This is a genomic window from Rubripirellula reticaptiva, assembly GCF_007860175.1.
Classification (GTDB): domain Bacteria; phylum Planctomycetota; class Planctomycetia; order Pirellulales; family Pirellulaceae; genus Rubripirellula; species Rubripirellula reticaptiva.
Genome location: NZ_SJPX01000006.1, coordinates 466,448 through 481,854, shown reverse-complemented (window position 1 = coordinate 481,854; position 15,407 = coordinate 466,448). Strand labels below are relative to the sequence as shown.

Below are 15,407 nucleotides of genomic sequence, written 5' to 3'. Positions count from 1 at the left end.
ATTCCGGCATGTTGCCATCGCAACTCTCAAGTACCCAGCTAGTGACAACCCAGCAGAACTTTCAACGCGTAACGACGATTCCTTGAAAATCCATAGGCCGAACTAACGTCACTGAACTCGAATTCCATTCCCATGCCAAAGAAGCTTCATGTCGTCTTCGCGCCAGATTTCAAGACCGACGGATGGATCGCCAATTAGGAATCCGCCATCCTCGGTTCGTCCAAGAGCGACAACCGAATGGCCCATTCCAGGAATCCATCCCCATTGATCGGCATAGCGACGGTCTTCGACTCCGAACGGTAATTCAACAGCGATCAGAACCGGCCAATCATCATCAGAGATCAGTCGTTGCAAACTTGGTTCTACGATTGTGACGGAGCGGCCATATTCTTTGGCGACTAGTCTCACGCCGCGGTACAATCCGAGCGTCGGGGTTCCGCTCGAATCGGTCAGGCAAAGTGGAATCAATTCGCGTTCACTAATCTCGATCCCTTCACCATGGAACAAAGTAGCGGCTGCCGCCGGACTACATGTCGCCCAAGACGTCTGTCTGGCCACACCGTTCTCCCAATCGTCGCCGCCATTCGGTGGTGGACGAACGGCGATCGAGAGTAGTGGCCAACACGTTGCTGCCAATGATGCGCCACAGAGCAGTAGGCTCAGTCCTGCTCGTCGCCACATCGGCGTCTCGGGTAGTCGCCACGCCCACCCAGCACCCATCGCCGCAAAGAAGGCTGCGAAGTTTGTGTAGACAATAGCGGCGGACGAAGGCACAATTCTCGCCAAGATCAACTGACCCGACCCGTAAAACAGGAAGTAGACCATCGCCAACACCGACATCGCCAATCCTAGCATCGTCCATTGGCCCTTGACGGTATAGAAGAACTTCGCCGTTAAGAGACCCAAGGTGAGCGAAATGGCGATCATCACAGCGATCGCGATCGTGATGTCCGTCATAATGAGAGTAGGTTTCTGGCCTGCGATATCGTGAATTCTTGGTTGAAGCTTGTTAGGCGAATATGAACGCGAGCATCTCGTGTGCCGTTTCCAGCCAATGATGGCTTTGGGCAAGTCGATACAGCCGGTGCGCTGCGATCGACCACTTTGGTTGACGATGCACCAGTTGGGCAAGTTTATATTCTTGTGTTGTCTGGATAGTGTAATCGCGGGAACTCTAAACTATCGCGAACGCAACTGGATGAACACACGACCTTCCGTTGGGTACAGTAGTTGCTCTGGTGTAAAAACGAGTCGCTCTTCTGTGGCGTAGGCTTCTAGCTTGGCAATACTGCGGCGTCCAGGCTGGAAGCCTGCGCCACATCGCAATACCCAAATCACTTGCCCAATGATCCAACCCTCCGAAACAGCAGACCCAGGATCGACTATGAAGGCAGGAAGGTCTCCCGATTGCATCATCGGAGTCGGCGCGTCCGCAGGGGGGCTGACCGCGCTGGAATGCTTGTTCGAGCAGGTGGCGGATGACACGGGTGCAGCCTTCGTGGTGATACAGCACCTTTCACCGGACTACCAAAGTCACATGGCCGAGTTATTAGGACGTCGGACCAAAATGGCTACGGTTCAGATGGCCGAAGGCGCGACGCTGATGCCGAACACCGTCTACTTAATGCCACCCGGTAAGCATGTAGAGCTAGAGGGTAATCGCTTGAAATTGCTAGAGCGATTCGACGATGGCGAATTGAACCTCCCCATCGATCGGTTCTTCAGTTCGCTCGCCCGGCAGTCCGGTCGGTCAATCGCGTCCGTAGTGTTGTCGGGGACAGGCAGTGATGGTAGCGTCGGGATTCAGGACGTTCGAAAGGCAGGTGGTTTGGTGCTCTGTCAAGATGAGGACTCTGCACAGTTCAACGGCATGCCACTGAACGCCATCAAGACTCAAGCTGTCCACATCGTCGCACCAGTTCCAGAAATAGCGGAGGCGTTGACATCTTACGCGGAGGGAACATCACTCGCCGAAGTGGTTGCGCACCGGGCCCCTTCGATCGAACGCAATGATCTCGAGCCGATCTACAAACGACTGGAGAGTTGTTGTGGCGTCGACTTCGGACAATACAAACATGGGACTTTTTCCCGGCGTTTGTCGCGACGAATGATGTTAAGCAAGAGAGACAATCTCGCCAGCTACATTGACTTGCTTGACGGTGATCTCAAGGAGGTTTCGCGGTTAGCCGATGATCTGATGATTGGTGTGACCCGTTTTTTTCGTGATCCAGACGGTTATCAAAGATTGTGTGGTCGTTGCATCCGCCCCTTGGTTGCATCGAAGAGTGAAGGCGACGAACTGAGAGTTTGGATCGCCGGTTGCGCGACCGGTCAGGAGGCGTACAGCATCGCGATGCAAATCCAGGACGAAAAGCAGAAACGCAACGTTAGCTTCGTCACAAAGATCTTCGCAACTGACGTGCACCCCGACGCGATTCGATATGCACAGCAGGGTGTCTATCCGGCGGAATCGATTAGCGAGATACCGAAACACCTCCGCGACCAATTCACCGTACAGCATCCTGACGGGTTCGAGATCGCCAAGAGCGTTCGTGAGTCGATCGTCTTTGCACGTCACGATGTGCTGCAGGACGCTCCGTTCACCAACCTGGACTTGGTCACCTGTCGCAATATGTTGATTTACCTGCTGGAGGACGCCCAAGAACGCGTTCTCTCTGCATTCACGCACGCCCTGCGGACACGGGGAGTTTTGTGGCTGGGTCCGAGCGAAACACCCGGCAATGTGGAAGAACAGTTTGCGACACTCGACAAACACTGGCGTCTGTTTCAAAAGGAACGCGAATCACGACTGCCACTGGACCTAAAGCTTCGCAAGCGGCCCCAGACCAACGCGCCTCTTTCGATTCGCCCCCGGTCATCGCGGTCACCGTCTCCCGCTCTCGTGATGTCTTACGACCGAATTCTGGAACAGTACGCGCCACCCGGAATCTTGTTCGATCAATCGTTGCATCCGTTGCAAGTCTTCGGCGACGTTACACGATACACCGTCCGCCAGACAGGACGGTTGACCGGAACCGTCGAAGACATGTTAGCCGAACCGCTGAGGTTGTTATTAACGGTTCTCATGCAACGACTGCAATCGAGCGAGAAGATTGCGGAAAGTGAGTCGACTGTTTTGGACGGTGAGCGAGTTGAGCTAACGCTCAAAATGTTCAATCACGTGAATGTCTCCGAAACCCATTGCTTGCTTAGTTTTAACTCAGTCGAGCCACCAATTAAGAAATCGTTGCTTTTGCCATCGGCGGCCGAGAAGTCGGAGAAAACGTCGGTTGCCGAGGTTTCGTCTTTAGCATCGAAGCTAACTGTCATCGATGGCAGCGAAGCGTCAACGATCGAGATGCTGCGAGAGCAGGTTCGAGTTCTCGAGCTGGAATTGGACTACACGCGTGAGAATCTGCAGGCCACCATTGAAGAAGTCGAAACGACCAACGAAGAGTTGCAGTCAAGCAACGAAGAGCTGACTAGCAGTAACGAAGAACTGCAAAGCACGAACGAAGAACTGCACAGCGTCAATGAAGAACTTCACACGACGCACTCGGAAAGCTCACGTCGTCTACAAATGCTGACTGAACTGACGAATGATTTAGAAAGCGTGATGCGTGAAAGCGACGTCGGAATGGTTCTTGTCGATCGGGAGATGCGCATTCGACGGGTTACTCCTGCCGCGGCAGACGTGCTGTTGATCCGCCGTAAGGATGCACAAGGGGAATCGCTAACGGATTACGCGCACGCCCTCGAAGGCATCGATCTGATCGAGATCGCTCAGCGCGTCCGCGATACCAATCACGCGATGGAGGTGGAGGCTTCCGATCGCAGAAGTGACCCAGTGTTGTTGCGAGCGACTCCGTATCGTGACCGCACTGGCGTGTTGCTAACCATCACAAACCTTAGGTCGGTCAAAGATACAGCCGAGAAGCTGCGCAAACTGAACTCGATCGTAGCCGACAGTACGGACGCGATCATTGGTGTCGAGTTGACCGGTCGCGTGACAAGTTGGAATCGAGGTGCAACCAAGCTGTTCGGGACCGAATTGGACGTCGAGAGGAATGTCGAGCTTGAGGATGTACTACCTGAGTCGGCATTCCAGTCCTGCGATGCGTTAGTTCGCGAACTCTCTCGCAAGGGAGAAGTTGCTCCGAAAGAAGTTGCCGTAACGATACGCGGAAAGAAGCTCACCTTGCTGATACGCGTCACGCCAGTACTGGATGATTACGAACGAGTCTCCGCCGCCGCGATCACGCTCTATGACGTCACAGTGATGCGAGCCGCAGAGGAACAACTACGGTTACGAACGCGAGCGATCGACGCGGCGAGCACGGGATTCATAATTGTTGACGCATTAGCAGAAGACATGCCAATCGTTTACGCAAATCAAGGTTTCTACAACCTGACCGGGTTTCATCCCGACGACATCGTTGGGCGGAACTGCCGTTTCTTGCAAGGTTCACGTACCGATCCAGATGACGTCCAGAAAATTCGCGACGCAATTTCCAAGCAACGAGAATGCCGGCTGACGATTCTGAATGTTCGCCGCGATGGGACAGAGTTCTACAACGATTTGGTCATCACACCCGTCGCCGACGAAGAAGGCCGAGTGACGCACTTCGTAGGAGCTCAAAACGATGTGACGCCAATCGTTCATGCGAAACGAATTTTGGAGACGAGCGAAAAGGAATATCGGAGCACGTTTGAAAACGCTGCATTCGGAATTGCTCACATCAGTCTCGATGGCGACTGGTTGCGAGTGAACGAGAAGCTATGCCAGATTGTCGGGTACACGCGAGAAGAACTGCTTTCGAAAACGTTCCAAGACATCACGCACGCAGAGGACTTGAACAAAGACTTGGTCCAGTTCACTCAAATGAAACGCCGCGAGATTCCTGGTTATTCGTTGGAAAAACGCTATCTTCATCGAGACGGTCACATCGTCTGGATCAATCTGACAACCTCGTTGCGGTTGGACGTTGATGGGAATCCGGATTGCTGCATTTCGCTGATCGAAGATATTTCGGCACGAAAGGAAACCGAACAGAGATTATCAGCATCACGCGCAATCATTTCGGAAGTGATCCAACGCAGTGATGATCCATTCATCAGTTTCAGCCAAGACGGCACGATTCAAGTGGCCAATCGAGCGGCCCACAATCTTACAAAACAGACCGGCGACTTAGTCGGTTGTTCTTATGAAGACCTGTTCGCGGATGAACTTGAATCCCCGTTGCTGTCGGCGCTCGACCGCGTTCGTCGCTCACAGCATGGGGAAGTGACGGAATACTACTCTCGGCACCTAAGCCGCTGGTATGACGCTCGGGTTTTCCCGGTCGAAGGCGGCGCGGCTCTTTACATGACCGACGTAACTGGACGTAAGGAGACCGAGACATATTTAGAAACAGCCCGTGCGGCGGCAGAGGAAGCCAGTTTGGCCAAGAGCAAATTTTTGACGAACATGAGTCACGAAATTCGTTCTCCGATGTCGGCCATCATTGGTTTCAGTGACATCGCGCTGCGAGACCTACGCGAAGGCAAGGCGGTGGAAGAGGAACATCTCGAAACAGTCATCCGCAACGGCCGATTTCTGCTGGGCATCATTAACGACATTTTGGATCTATCCAAAGTCGAAGCCGGCAAGTTAGCTGTCCGCAAATCACGTTTCGGCTTGGTTCCAATGTTGGCGGACATTAATGAACTGATGAGGCACCGTAGTGATACGAGTGGCATTCCCCTTACATTTGAATTTGCTGGCCCGGTCGTCGAAAGAATTCACAGTGATCGTTCGCGAGTCGAGCAGATATTGGTCAATTTGATTGGCAATGCAATTAAGTTCACGCCCAAGGGCAGCGTGAAGGTCGTCGTGGATACGGATCCATCTTCCGCTGAACAACTTCGCTTTCGCATCATTGATACTGGGATCGGAATCTCCCAACGGAACTTGTCGCGGTTGTTTCAAACGTTTAGCCAAGTCCATGACGACAAAATTGTAGGTGTCGAAGGCACCGGCCTGGGATTGGTTATCAGCAAACGTTTAGCGAAAATACTCGGAGGCGACATCACGGTCGAGAGTTTTGAGGGCAAAGGAAGTTGCTTCACATTGCTGTTGCCAGTGAAGAGTTCGGGGAATTTAATAACTCCCACTGCGACCGACCTGAAACCAGAAACGACCAGCTCCGGAAAACTTGAACAACTCAATTGTCGAGTTCTGGTCGCCGACGACGCTCGCGATGTGCGGATGGTCACCACGCGAATTCTCTCTCGTGCCGGGGCTGAAGTTGCCCAAGCACAAAACGGAGCTGAAGCTGTCAGGGCTGTTTTGAAAGCTGAAAGTGAGGAACGTCCGTTTGCATGTATCCTTATGGATATGCAAATGCCGGAATTGGATGGGCGAGCCGCAACCGAACAACTTCGAAGCCAAGGTTTTACCATGCCGATCATCGCGCTGACAGCCGGAGCGACATCGGAAGAGGTTGAAAACGCAATCGCCGTAGGCTGCACTGAGTTCATGGCTAAACCCGTCGAATCCGCCAACCTAGTGCGCCGTGTGGCGGCACTGACGAAGTAGAAACGGGATAAGAATGATTGGCATGTAGGTTTTTAGCTCGGCATCGAACGCGAGCACCAACCCTTCCGGTGCTTCTATCTTCCCCAAGTATCAACAGTTTTAGTCACTCATGGAGAACGACACCGATGACAATCAGAGCCTATGCAGCATTTGAACAAGGCAAACCACTCGAACCGTTCGAGTACGAACCCGGCGAACTGTCTGCCGATGAAGTCGAAATCAAGGTCGAGTTCTGCGGTATTTGTCATAGTGACCTCAGTATGCTCGACAACGATTGGGGAATGACTTCCTATCCGCTTGTACCCGGTCACGAAGTCGTCGGAACGATCTCGCAAGTTGGCTCAGCTGTGTCGCACTTAGGTCCAGGACAAAGAGTTGGACTGGGTTGGATGTGTCGGTCTTGTTTGGTTTGTGACCAGTGCATGAGTGGAAATCACAATCGATGCCAAGAAGTAGAAGCCGGTGGCGCGACGATCATCGGCCGACACGGAGGGTTCGCGGATCATGTTCGATGTCAAGCATCTTGGGCGATTCCGTTGCCAGAGGGAGTCGATCCGAAATCTGCTGGCCCTTTGTTTTGCGGCGGTTTGACCGTGTTCAATCCGTTCGTCAAGAACGAAATCAAGCCGACGCAGCGGGTGGGCATTGTAGGTATCGGCGGTCTCGGTCATATGGCCGTCAAATTCGCAAACAAATGGGGGTGCGAAGTCACGGCGTTTTCGACGAGTCCAGAAAAAGAATCCGAAGCACGTGAGTTGGGTGCTCATCGTTTCCTAAACTCGAAAGACGCCGAATCTCTCAAGTCGGCAACCGGATCGCTCGACATGGTGCTCGTCACCGTCAATGCGCCGCTTGATTGGGACGCTTATGTTAATACTCTGCGGCCGGGTGGAAAGATTCACATCGTTGGCGCTTTGCCGAGTGTCGAGGTGAGTTGGTTTCCAATGCTGATGGGAGAAAAGTCGCTCGGTGGTTCCCCGATCGGCAGTCCGCAGACGACACGTGACATGCTTGAATTTGCGGGGCGTCACAGCATCTCGCCTATAATCGAAGAGTTTCCGATGTCGAAGGTCAATGACGCGATGGAGAAGTTGCGAAGTGGGTCGCCGAGATACCGTTTGGTGCTAACAAACGATTTCGATTGAGTATCTTTGAGGCAACGGGTCAACGGGTGAACGGAATAAGTGCAGCTAACGGCAACAGGTTGATCCGAAATGGGGATCGGACAAGCTTGAGGATGCGAATTTTCGTTTTCCGTTTGTAGGGGCGGGTCTACGAGATGGCGGAAGCCGTCGTCGAAGATGCACTTGACGACGAAAGGACCGACGTCATACCAGCCAGCGCCAATTGATGGCGAGTCTCTGGAACGTAACTCAGGTTAGCTAAGGAAAATGGGAGCCGCTGAAGCTGGCAAGTCTTTTTGCAGCGTATTGGTGATCGATGCCATTAAACTAGGTAACGCAGACGCGTGGATTTTCGGAACATTCACACGACTTTGAAACATGTCTGGCCAAAATGCGTGTATTTCTCGACTTTTGCGGTCACATTTTCAAGTCACACGCCGAGATCGAAGAGGAAGGCTGACCGGTGGCTTCGAGCATAATTCAAGATGACCGCATCAAGCGGCTTAACGATAAAGACTGTGTGGAAGGTGCATACACGTTGTATTGGATGCAGCAGGCACAGCGATCGGAATGCAACCATGCGTTGGAGTTTGCGGTACAGCGAGCAAACGAAAACAAGAGCGGGCTGCTTGTCGCGTTCGGTTTGACGGAGGACTACCCAGACGCGAACCACCGACACTATCGTTTTATGCTAGAAGGTCTGGCAAATGTTGCGAATGCGTTAAACCGTCGTTCGATCGCCTTTGTCGTGCGGAATGGCAAAGTACCCGATCTCGTTTCCGATCTGGCGAGAGACGCATGCGAGTTGATTTGCGATCGCGGCTATTTACGGCATCAAGTCGAGTGGCGAGAAATCATTGCGAATGAAGCACCTTGTGCAGTGTGGCAGGTTGAATCCGATGTCATCGTTCCAGTTGAAATTGCGTCGGATAAACGAGAGTACGCCGCTCGGACAATCCGAACTCAAATTAACGAGACCGCAAAAGGATTTTTCACTGATTTATCGACGACTTCGCTTGAGAAAGATTCGACTAGGCTAAGCGTCAATGGACTCGATCTTACAAAAATTGATGACGTGCTCCTACAGCTATCGGTCGATGACAGCGTGCGGCCGGTCGATGATTTCAAGGGCGGGACGTCACAAGCGAAAGCGAAACTCAAGACATTTCTCAGCCGATCGCTCGGAAGCTACGACGATCCGATTTCGGTCCTCGATCCCGCAGTCTCGTTTCTTAGTCCATACTTGCATTTCGGTCAAATATCGCCGTTGGCAATCGCGATAGAGGTGCAGCAGAAGATGGGCGTTTCGACAGATGCCAAAGATGCTTTTCTAGAAGAACTACTTGTTCGCCGAGAGTTGGCGATCAACTTTGTCCACTACGAAAAGGAGTACGATAGCCTTAAGTGCTTGCCGAGTTGGGCGGCGGACACTCTCGACAAACACGAGAGCGATAAGCGGAATCACCATTACTCGGCGACTGAATTGGAGAACGCCGAGACACATGACCCGGCCTGGAACGCCGCAATGATTGAGATGAAGCATCGAGGCTATTTGCACAACCATTTAAGAATGTATTGGGGCAAGAAGATTATCCAATGGACCAACACGACCGCTCACGCGTACCGAACCGCGTTGGATCTGAATAACAAGTATTTCTTGGATGGACGCGATGCAAACTCCTACGCGAATGTCGCCTGGCTATTTGGTTTGCATGATCGAGCGCATCAGGAAAGGCCGATCTTTGGCAAGGTTCGTTACATGTCGGCAGACGGACTTAGGCGAAAAATTGACGTTGATACCTACGTCTCGCAGATCGAAAACGAGTTCGAATCGTTGTGATTAGAAGACCGAGATGCCACGATCCACTATCTATCTAGTTTGTTAATCTACTTTTGCCAGCAAAAGACTCGTAGTGGTGGCAAATTACGCCAAACGAACGAGATCGAGGCGGGCCCGAACAGAGGTTCGGCCAATTGACAGACTCGGTCTCGAAGTTGGTAGGCAATGAACGAGCCGCCGGGTTTAAGCGACGAATAGATGCCGTCAATCATCGCGTTGGAAGTAGCCGCGTCCATTGTCGAAAACGGTACACCGGATACGATCACGTCTGCCTGCGGTAAGTCGTTGTCCTCGATGATTTGCCGTAGGTCCGCTGCACTACGATGCACTACAGAAAGCCTGGCATCACCGAGTTGACTTAGATGTGCGACGAAAGTCTCGTTGGTCTCAACCGCGACAATTCGTGCTTGGTTGTTGCTCCACTGCAGCAGCGACCTAGTGGTGCCGCCAAGTCCGGGGCCAAGGTCAACGATATACTTCGCTGATTTAAGATTGGCTTGCCTCGCGATCTCTCGATGAAGAAACGAAGAACTTGGTAACAATGACGCAACTTCGGCGGGATTGCTGAAGAATTCGCGTACGAAATCCAAAACGGTCAGCGAACTGTCTGTGTCCACCAGTTGGCCGGTGGCGACCCCTTCGATTATGCTCATGGTTGGGCGTTCGCTGGCTCGAGTTTTTCCTTGAGATGTTCCTCAAGTAGACGGGCGTTCCGCAAATTCGATTTCCAATAGACGTCGAATAGGTCGCCCACCAGGGGAACACTTCCGATCGTGAGGTCGACAGCAATGTTGGCGGCCATTCGTGCGAGCTGACGCTTTCGCAAACCAGACTGGTGGGCTTGCAAGAGTATCCAACCGCCGACTGCCGCTGTACCAATGTCACCGACGCCTGGAATCAGTCCAAAAGCACTATCGAGTCCAAAGCGAATCGATGTACCCGGAATCGTCATCGACGAGTCCATTAAACGGGCGACACGTTGGACTCGTCGCAAGACAATTGCGTTCTCCGTCACCATGTTTCTGAGGCCCGGTTGAGTTACGGTAGAATTGGACGGTTCTTGTCGTTTTCGTCCTAGAAACCGTACACCGGACGTTCGTACTGTGGACATCGTCAATCTCAACGAAGGAGGTCGTGGAAACGTTCGTGATAAACCTTACAGCGAAATCGACGCGTTCGTGGACGCATCGGTCGATGGACGCTCGCCTTGCAAATAGGCCTTTCCAGCTTTCAGTAAATATTTCACTCCGGTCAATCCTGAGTTGTCCCAGTATTCAGCACGCGTTGGCTCGACCATCAAGAGCAGAATCGATTCGCTCGCTTTCCCTTCTGGGAACCAGACCTTCCAAGCTTCGCTCCAAAGTTCGTCTAGCTTCACGCGATCGTCCACAGGGTGGGCGATGCCAGAGAGCGAAACATATTTACTTGACCCTTGCATGGTCACAGCAACTTCCGAGTCAAACATCAAATCGGCGATTTTTCCCGAGCTGCGATCGGTGACAAACCAGATTTTACCGTCATCTTCTGCTTGAGCTACTGCCATTGGCCTAGCGTCTAGCGAGCCATCGTCGCTACGCGTCACCAGCATGGCAGTACTAAAGTCGTGAATCAAATCGATTAGTTTCTCTTGAATGTCCATCAGTTAGTCCCTTTGTACGTGATTGTGATTGCTGGAACGAAGACGCAGATTCCATGCCAAAGTTCTTCTTGCTGAAGAACCGCATCGGACGTCACTCGGATCAGTCGAAAGATCCCGTACAACTACTTCCCTTAACAAAACTCGCGAGAATGAAAGCGAGCTTTTTCGCATTAGCCAGTTCGACCACTTCGTTTTCTCAACTGAACCGTGCCTGACTGAACCGTGCCTGACTGCATCGGTGATCGACCACCGCTCAAGGCGACCGCGAATCCTTCAAACATGAAGATGTCTTCGGTTCACTAGGAAGATCATCGTGGCTTTATAGATTCCGCACTCGCAAAAGCTACCCTACGAAAAGGTGGATCCGAAATCGCCGATAGTCAATACTCGATACATGACATGGACAATTGTTTGCCGGAGCCGGATCTGCATCACTACAATCTATCGCTCGAGGAGGGCCCGGCATTGAGTCGGCGTCCGCGAAACCGTTCCAGTATCACGACGGTACCAGCGGGTGGTTGATGGCGGATGAAAACCTGAACCGCTAGCCGCTAATTTCGAAACCGGTTGTACGCCGACGACGTCGCGCGGCGGGAAGCGATTCGGGCTGCACCAACAATCGCTCCCGACATCACGCCCCAGAGCATTGCATCGCGCCAATCCACTTCGTGTGAAGCGGGGTTCCTCGGTGGCTCACTTCCTAATGCAGCCCGCCAGCCACCCTTCAGCAATTCGCGAGCAACCAGTGCCGTGCCCGCTGCGACAGCAAATGCCAACATGTTTTCCATGGGGGCGACACCGTCATTGGTTCCATTTGGTTCGTCTCTGAGGGGAGAATCGTATCGCCCGTTGCGAATATCTGCGTACCTGTCACTAAGTTCCTCGATCATTTCTTTGCCTTCGGTGAGTACCTTTCGTAAAGTGTCGCGGCAAAGTCGCAAGTCGCATGCCAAGCTCGTAACGTAGAGCAAACACATCGCTTCAGGTTTGAAACAGTACTAAAACATTTTGCGATGGTTGAAAATCATCCGCGCTGTCCAAAAATGTGCCGCGGGCTTCCGGTTTGCGGATACGCCCATGCCACTCTCGATGCCTGCGTCAAGTCGATGGAACGCAAAGTGCGTAGAACGACTGCTGTAAAGCAACACTCAGTGAGGGAGCTACCGCCTGTGACCGAAGCAGCATCAACGGAGATCGAAATTGGCCTCATCGTCGCGGGACCACTCGATAAAGTTGACCGCGATGCATTGCATATGGCGATCACGAAGACGCAACTGGCGTTGGAAAAGTGTTTCCCAAACTTTGCGTTTCGTTTTCGTGCGATTAAACGACCAGAGTTGACAGAGGGCAGCCGGGTCGAACCGAGTGTGCTGTTGCAGCAAGCCGCGGAGGACCGCGATGCAAAACATTGGGACTTCGTGTTCGTTATCACGGCATCCGAGCTGATCGGTATCTATTCGCCGTTTTGTTTCGCTGCGATCAGTCGCCCGCTCGATTCTGCGGTAATTTCGATGTCGCTCGTAGATCCGCAAGCCGGTGGGGCCGAGACGGTTGAGAATGAACGCGTCGACCGGATTGCATTGCGCGTATCTCGATTGATGCAACACTGTCTCGGTCACTTGCTCGGTCTTTCTCGCGACACACGACCGAATCATTTGCTGTTTCATCCCGCCTTGGCAGAAGATTTGGACGATATGACCGAGCTGGATGATGATCAGATTGCTCGCCAAACCGAGGCTCTCAGCGAGATAGCCGACCAACGTTTGGAGGAAGGCAGCGGGAAGAGCATGAGTTATCCCGTGTTTATCATTCGTGCCGTGTGGATCAACCGACGCGAAATCGCCGAAGCGATTTGGGCAGCTCGTCCGTGGCAGTTTCCTCGACGACTCAGTCGGCTAACTTTAGCGTCGGTCTCTACCGTCACGATTTTGTTAATGACCGCCGAGTCCTGGGATTTGGCTTTATCTCAGCCGTTATTCCGAGTCTGGGCTCTGGCGGCCACATCCTTGATTGCAACCACGCTGTATGTGATTGTCCGGCAACAACTACTGATCCGCCGGAACAGCAATCGCAGCGAGCAGACCGTCGTTACATCGGCGTCTGCTTTGGGTATCGTGCTAACCGGGATGACCGTAACTTGGTTGTCGCTGTTTATGCTAAGCATCGTTGTCAGTTCGCTGTTGTTTGATCGCCCGTTGATTGCAAGTTGGGCGGAATCGTCGGACTTGTCCAGTCGCGACATCGAGGTCTGGGACTATCTTCAAATGGCCGGTTTTAGCGGTTCGGTCGGACTGCTGATCGGAGCCCTCGGTGCAAGTTTCGAGTCACAGAACTACTTCCGCCACGTGATCTTCGTCGACGAAGAGATTTAGCATCCGTGGCACAGGCTTCCAGCCTACAACGGATCGGAAATTGGCGAATTGGCAGGTAGCCGCAGGGTTTGGCGCGGGATGTGCATCGCTGGTTGCCACTTCAACAATCTCGCCACCAACCGCTACGATATTGGCGTCGCCAGGGCACTTGCGACGTTAACGAAATGTTCAGCAACCATCTACCTTGCGAATCACACTTATGACTTTCTGTGTCGGTATCAAAGTGAATGAAGGAATCGTGGCGCTTGCCGACACGCGGATCGTTCGCGGCAGTGAGCAAGTCAACAAGCGAAAGCTCGCGGAATTTCAGCATGCAGGCCAGGCATTGTTCACGATGACCAGCGGGCTTCGCTCGGTTCGCGACAAAACGCTTACCTACGTCGATGAAGCTCTTCGCGGTGAGGATGTCGTACGTGATCGTTTGTATCAATTCACGAACCTGTTTGGCGACCAGTTGCGGCGAGTGAAGGCCGAAGATGGACCAGCCCTTGCGGCCACTAATCACACATTTAACCTGCATGCGATCATCGGCGGAAGACTTCCGGCCGACGAGAAACCGCAAATGTTTTACGTCTATCCCGAAGGTAACTGGGTTGAGGTTGCTATCGATTCGCCCTACTTCATTATCGGCCGCACTTATTACGGTAAACCGATACTTGATCGTTTGTTGACCAGCGATACACCGCTGTCCTCGGCCATCGCGCTAGCATTACTGGCCTTCGATGCAACTCGGACAAGCGTGACGGACGTGGATTACCCGATCGACGTGGCCGTACTTGGCAACAATGATTCATCGCCACGCTTTCATCGTTACACGGAAGCCGACTTGGCGGAAACCATTTCGAACTGGAACAGGTCATTATCCGATTCCGTTCACAATTTGCCCATGCAATGGGCATCACCACTTCTCAATGACTACCAGCAATAATCGAGGCGCATGACTCCAACCTGCGGTTTTCCCGATCGCAGACCGAAGGTTTTCGCCACTTCAAAGGACTTTCCATGACAAAAATTCAGATCGGTAGCAAACTCGTCTATCAAGTTCGTCAACCTACGATCTTTCTGCTCAAGATCGCTGCGGCATCCACGCAGCACCAAGTGCTAAGCGACGAAAGTTTGACATTTGATCCACAGATCGACGTCGAGCAATGCCAGGTCGGCTTGGAAGGCAATCGGCTGCACCGGCTAGTCGTTCAGCCATGTCAATTGTCGATTGCCTATCAGGCGACGGCAGAACTAACCCCAGAGATCGAACGCCCACGTGATGTTGGTGAATCCGAAGCAGCCCAGATGCCGCCTGAAGTTCTGACGTACATGAACCCAAGTCGATATTGCGAAAGCGATTTGTTGGCTAGATTCGCGTTCGAAGAATTTGGCCAACTCGATCCAGGCTTCGGCCGAGTCCAAGCCATTTGCGATTGGGTCAATCGTCACCTCGAATATTCGCCTGGAAGCACAACTGCGACGACGACCGCATCTGACGTGCTGCTGCAACGGACTGGTGTCTGCCGCGACTATGCTCACCTAGCGATCACTTTGTGCCGAGGCATCGGCATTCCGGCTCGTTACGTGTCCGGATACGCAGTTGATTTGCAGCCGCCGGACTACCACGGATTTATGGAGGCATTTCTGGATGGCCACTGGTACTTGTTTGATCCAACACGTTTGGCATCGACGCTCGGTTTGGTTCGCATCGGCGTTGGACGCGATGCCGCAGACGTAGCTTTCTCTACTCTAACCGGCACTGCCGCAATGCTAGAGAAGAATGTCTGGGCGACTTCATTAGGCAGCCAACTTCCATCTTCGCAGGATCCGGCGGTCTCAACGGCTTGACCGGTACGAATTGGATGATCAT

General features: G+C 52.8%; 11 protein-coding genes. 6 read left to right on the top strand and 5 right to left on the bottom strand.

Going from position 1 to position 15,407, the window contains the following annotated elements; all coding sequences use genetic code 11:
- Positions 1 to 108 precede the first annotated feature (108 nt).
- On the bottom strand, positions 109 to 957 hold the full coding sequence (locus tag Poly59_RS27440; RefSeq protein WP_146537272.1) for a cysteine peptidase family C39 domain-containing protein: 849 nt from the start codon (positions 955 to 957) through the stop codon (positions 109 to 111).
- A gap of 388 nt (positions 958 to 1,345) precedes the next feature.
- Between Poly59_RS27440 and Poly59_RS27435 the strand changes: the two genes are divergently transcribed.
- From Poly59_RS27435 to Poly59_RS27425, 3 genes are all read left to right on the top strand, one after another.
- Positions 1,346 to 6,577, top strand: a complete 5,232-nt coding sequence (locus Poly59_RS27435) for a PAS domain S-box protein (RefSeq protein WP_246151980.1) — start codon at positions 1,346 to 1,348, stop codon at positions 6,575 to 6,577.
- A 125-nt stretch (positions 6,578 to 6,702) separates the two neighbouring features.
- Positions 6,703 to 7,722: an NADPH-dependent aldehyde reductase Ahr gene (ahr, locus tag Poly59_RS27430; protein WP_146537271.1), complete on the top strand. Its 1,020-nt coding sequence runs from the start codon at positions 6,703 to 6,705 to the stop codon at positions 7,720 to 7,722.
- A gap of 442 nt (positions 7,723 to 8,164) precedes the next feature.
- A complete protein-coding gene (locus Poly59_RS27425; RefSeq protein WP_146537270.1) occupies positions 8,165 to 9,541 on the top strand; it encodes a deoxyribodipyrimidine photo-lyase in 1,377 nt (458 codons plus the stop codon).
- A 47-nt stretch (positions 9,542 to 9,588) separates the two neighbouring features.
- Here Poly59_RS27425 and Poly59_RS27420 read toward each other — a convergent pair whose 3' ends face one another.
- From Poly59_RS27420 to Poly59_RS27405, 4 genes are all read right to left on the bottom strand, one after another.
- Positions 9,589 to 10,194 (bottom strand): class I SAM-dependent methyltransferase, encoded by a 606-nt coding sequence (locus Poly59_RS27420; RefSeq protein WP_146537269.1) that lies wholly within the window; start codon positions 10,192 to 10,194, stop codon positions 9,589 to 9,591.
- Complete coding sequence (locus Poly59_RS27415) at positions 10,191 to 10,652, bottom strand: DUF4112 domain-containing protein (RefSeq protein ID WP_222436183.1); 462 nt, start codon at positions 10,650 to 10,652, stop codon at positions 10,191 to 10,193. The genes Poly59_RS27420 and Poly59_RS27415 overlap by 4 nt, the downstream gene beginning before the upstream one ends.
- A 45-nt stretch (positions 10,653 to 10,697) precedes the next feature.
- Positions 10,698 to 11,180 (bottom strand): pyridoxamine 5'-phosphate oxidase family protein, encoded by a 483-nt coding sequence (locus Poly59_RS27410; protein WP_146537268.1) that lies wholly within the window; start codon positions 11,178 to 11,180, stop codon positions 10,698 to 10,700.
- A 551-nt stretch (positions 11,181 to 11,731) separates the two neighbouring features.
- Positions 11,732 to 12,157 carry a DUF4235 domain-containing protein gene (locus Poly59_RS27405; RefSeq protein WP_246151979.1) on the bottom strand — a complete coding sequence of 142 codons (426 nt, stop codon included), beginning with the start codon at positions 12,155 to 12,157 and terminating at the stop codon, positions 11,732 to 11,734.
- A gap of 192 nt (positions 12,158 to 12,349) precedes the next feature.
- On the opposite strand from Poly59_RS27405, the gene Poly59_RS27400 reads away from it, so the two are divergent.
- From Poly59_RS27400 to Poly59_RS27390, 3 genes are all read left to right on the top strand, one after another.
- Positions 12,350 to 13,552 carry a hypothetical protein gene (locus tag Poly59_RS27400; RefSeq protein WP_246151978.1) on the top strand — a complete coding sequence of 401 codons (1,203 nt, stop codon included), beginning with the start codon at positions 12,350 to 12,352 and terminating at the stop codon, positions 13,550 to 13,552.
- Positions 13,553 to 13,751: 199 nt separating this feature from the next.
- Positions 13,752 to 14,480, top strand: a complete 729-nt coding sequence (locus Poly59_RS27395) for a proteasome-type protease (RefSeq protein WP_146537267.1) — start codon at positions 13,752 to 13,754, stop codon at positions 14,478 to 14,480.
- Between the two features lie 74 nt (positions 14,481 to 14,554).
- A complete protein-coding gene (locus Poly59_RS27390) occupies positions 14,555 to 15,385 on the top strand; it encodes a transglutaminase-like domain-containing protein (RefSeq protein WP_146537266.1) in 831 nt (276 codons plus the stop codon).
- Positions 15,386 to 15,407 lie beyond the last annotated feature (22 nt).

Bases quoted from the DNA above. Each gene is read 5' to 3' on its own strand.
- Poly59_RS27440 (WP_146537272.1), bottom strand. From the start codon at position 957: ATGACGGACATCACGATCGCGATCGCTGTGATGATCGCCATTTCGCTC.
- Poly59_RS27435 (WP_246151980.1), top strand. From the start codon at position 1,346: ATGATCCAACCCTCCGAAACAGCAGACCCAGGATCGACTATGAAGGCA.
- ahr (WP_146537271.1), top strand. From the start codon at position 6,703: ATGACAATCAGAGCCTATGCAGCATTTGAACAAGGCAAACCACTCGAA.
- Poly59_RS27420 (WP_146537269.1), bottom strand. From the start codon at position 10,194: ATGAGCATAATCGAAGGGGTCGCCACCGGCCAACTGGTGGACACAGAC.
- Poly59_RS27415 (WP_222436183.1), bottom strand. From the start codon at position 10,652: ATGTCCACAGTACGAACGTCCGGTGTACGGTTTCTAGGACGAAAACGA.
- Poly59_RS27410 (WP_146537268.1), bottom strand. From the start codon at position 11,180: ATGGACATTCAAGAGAAACTAATCGATTTGATTCACGACTTTAGTACT.
- Poly59_RS27405 (WP_246151979.1), bottom strand. From the start codon at position 12,157: ATGTGTTTGCTCTACGTTACGAGCTTGGCATGCGACTTGCGACTTTGC.
- Poly59_RS27395 (WP_146537267.1), top strand. From the start codon at position 13,752: ATGACTTTCTGTGTCGGTATCAAAGTGAATGAAGGAATCGTGGCGCTT.
- Poly59_RS27390 (WP_146537266.1), top strand. From the start codon at position 14,555: ATGACAAAAATTCAGATCGGTAGCAAACTCGTCTATCAAGTTCGTCAA.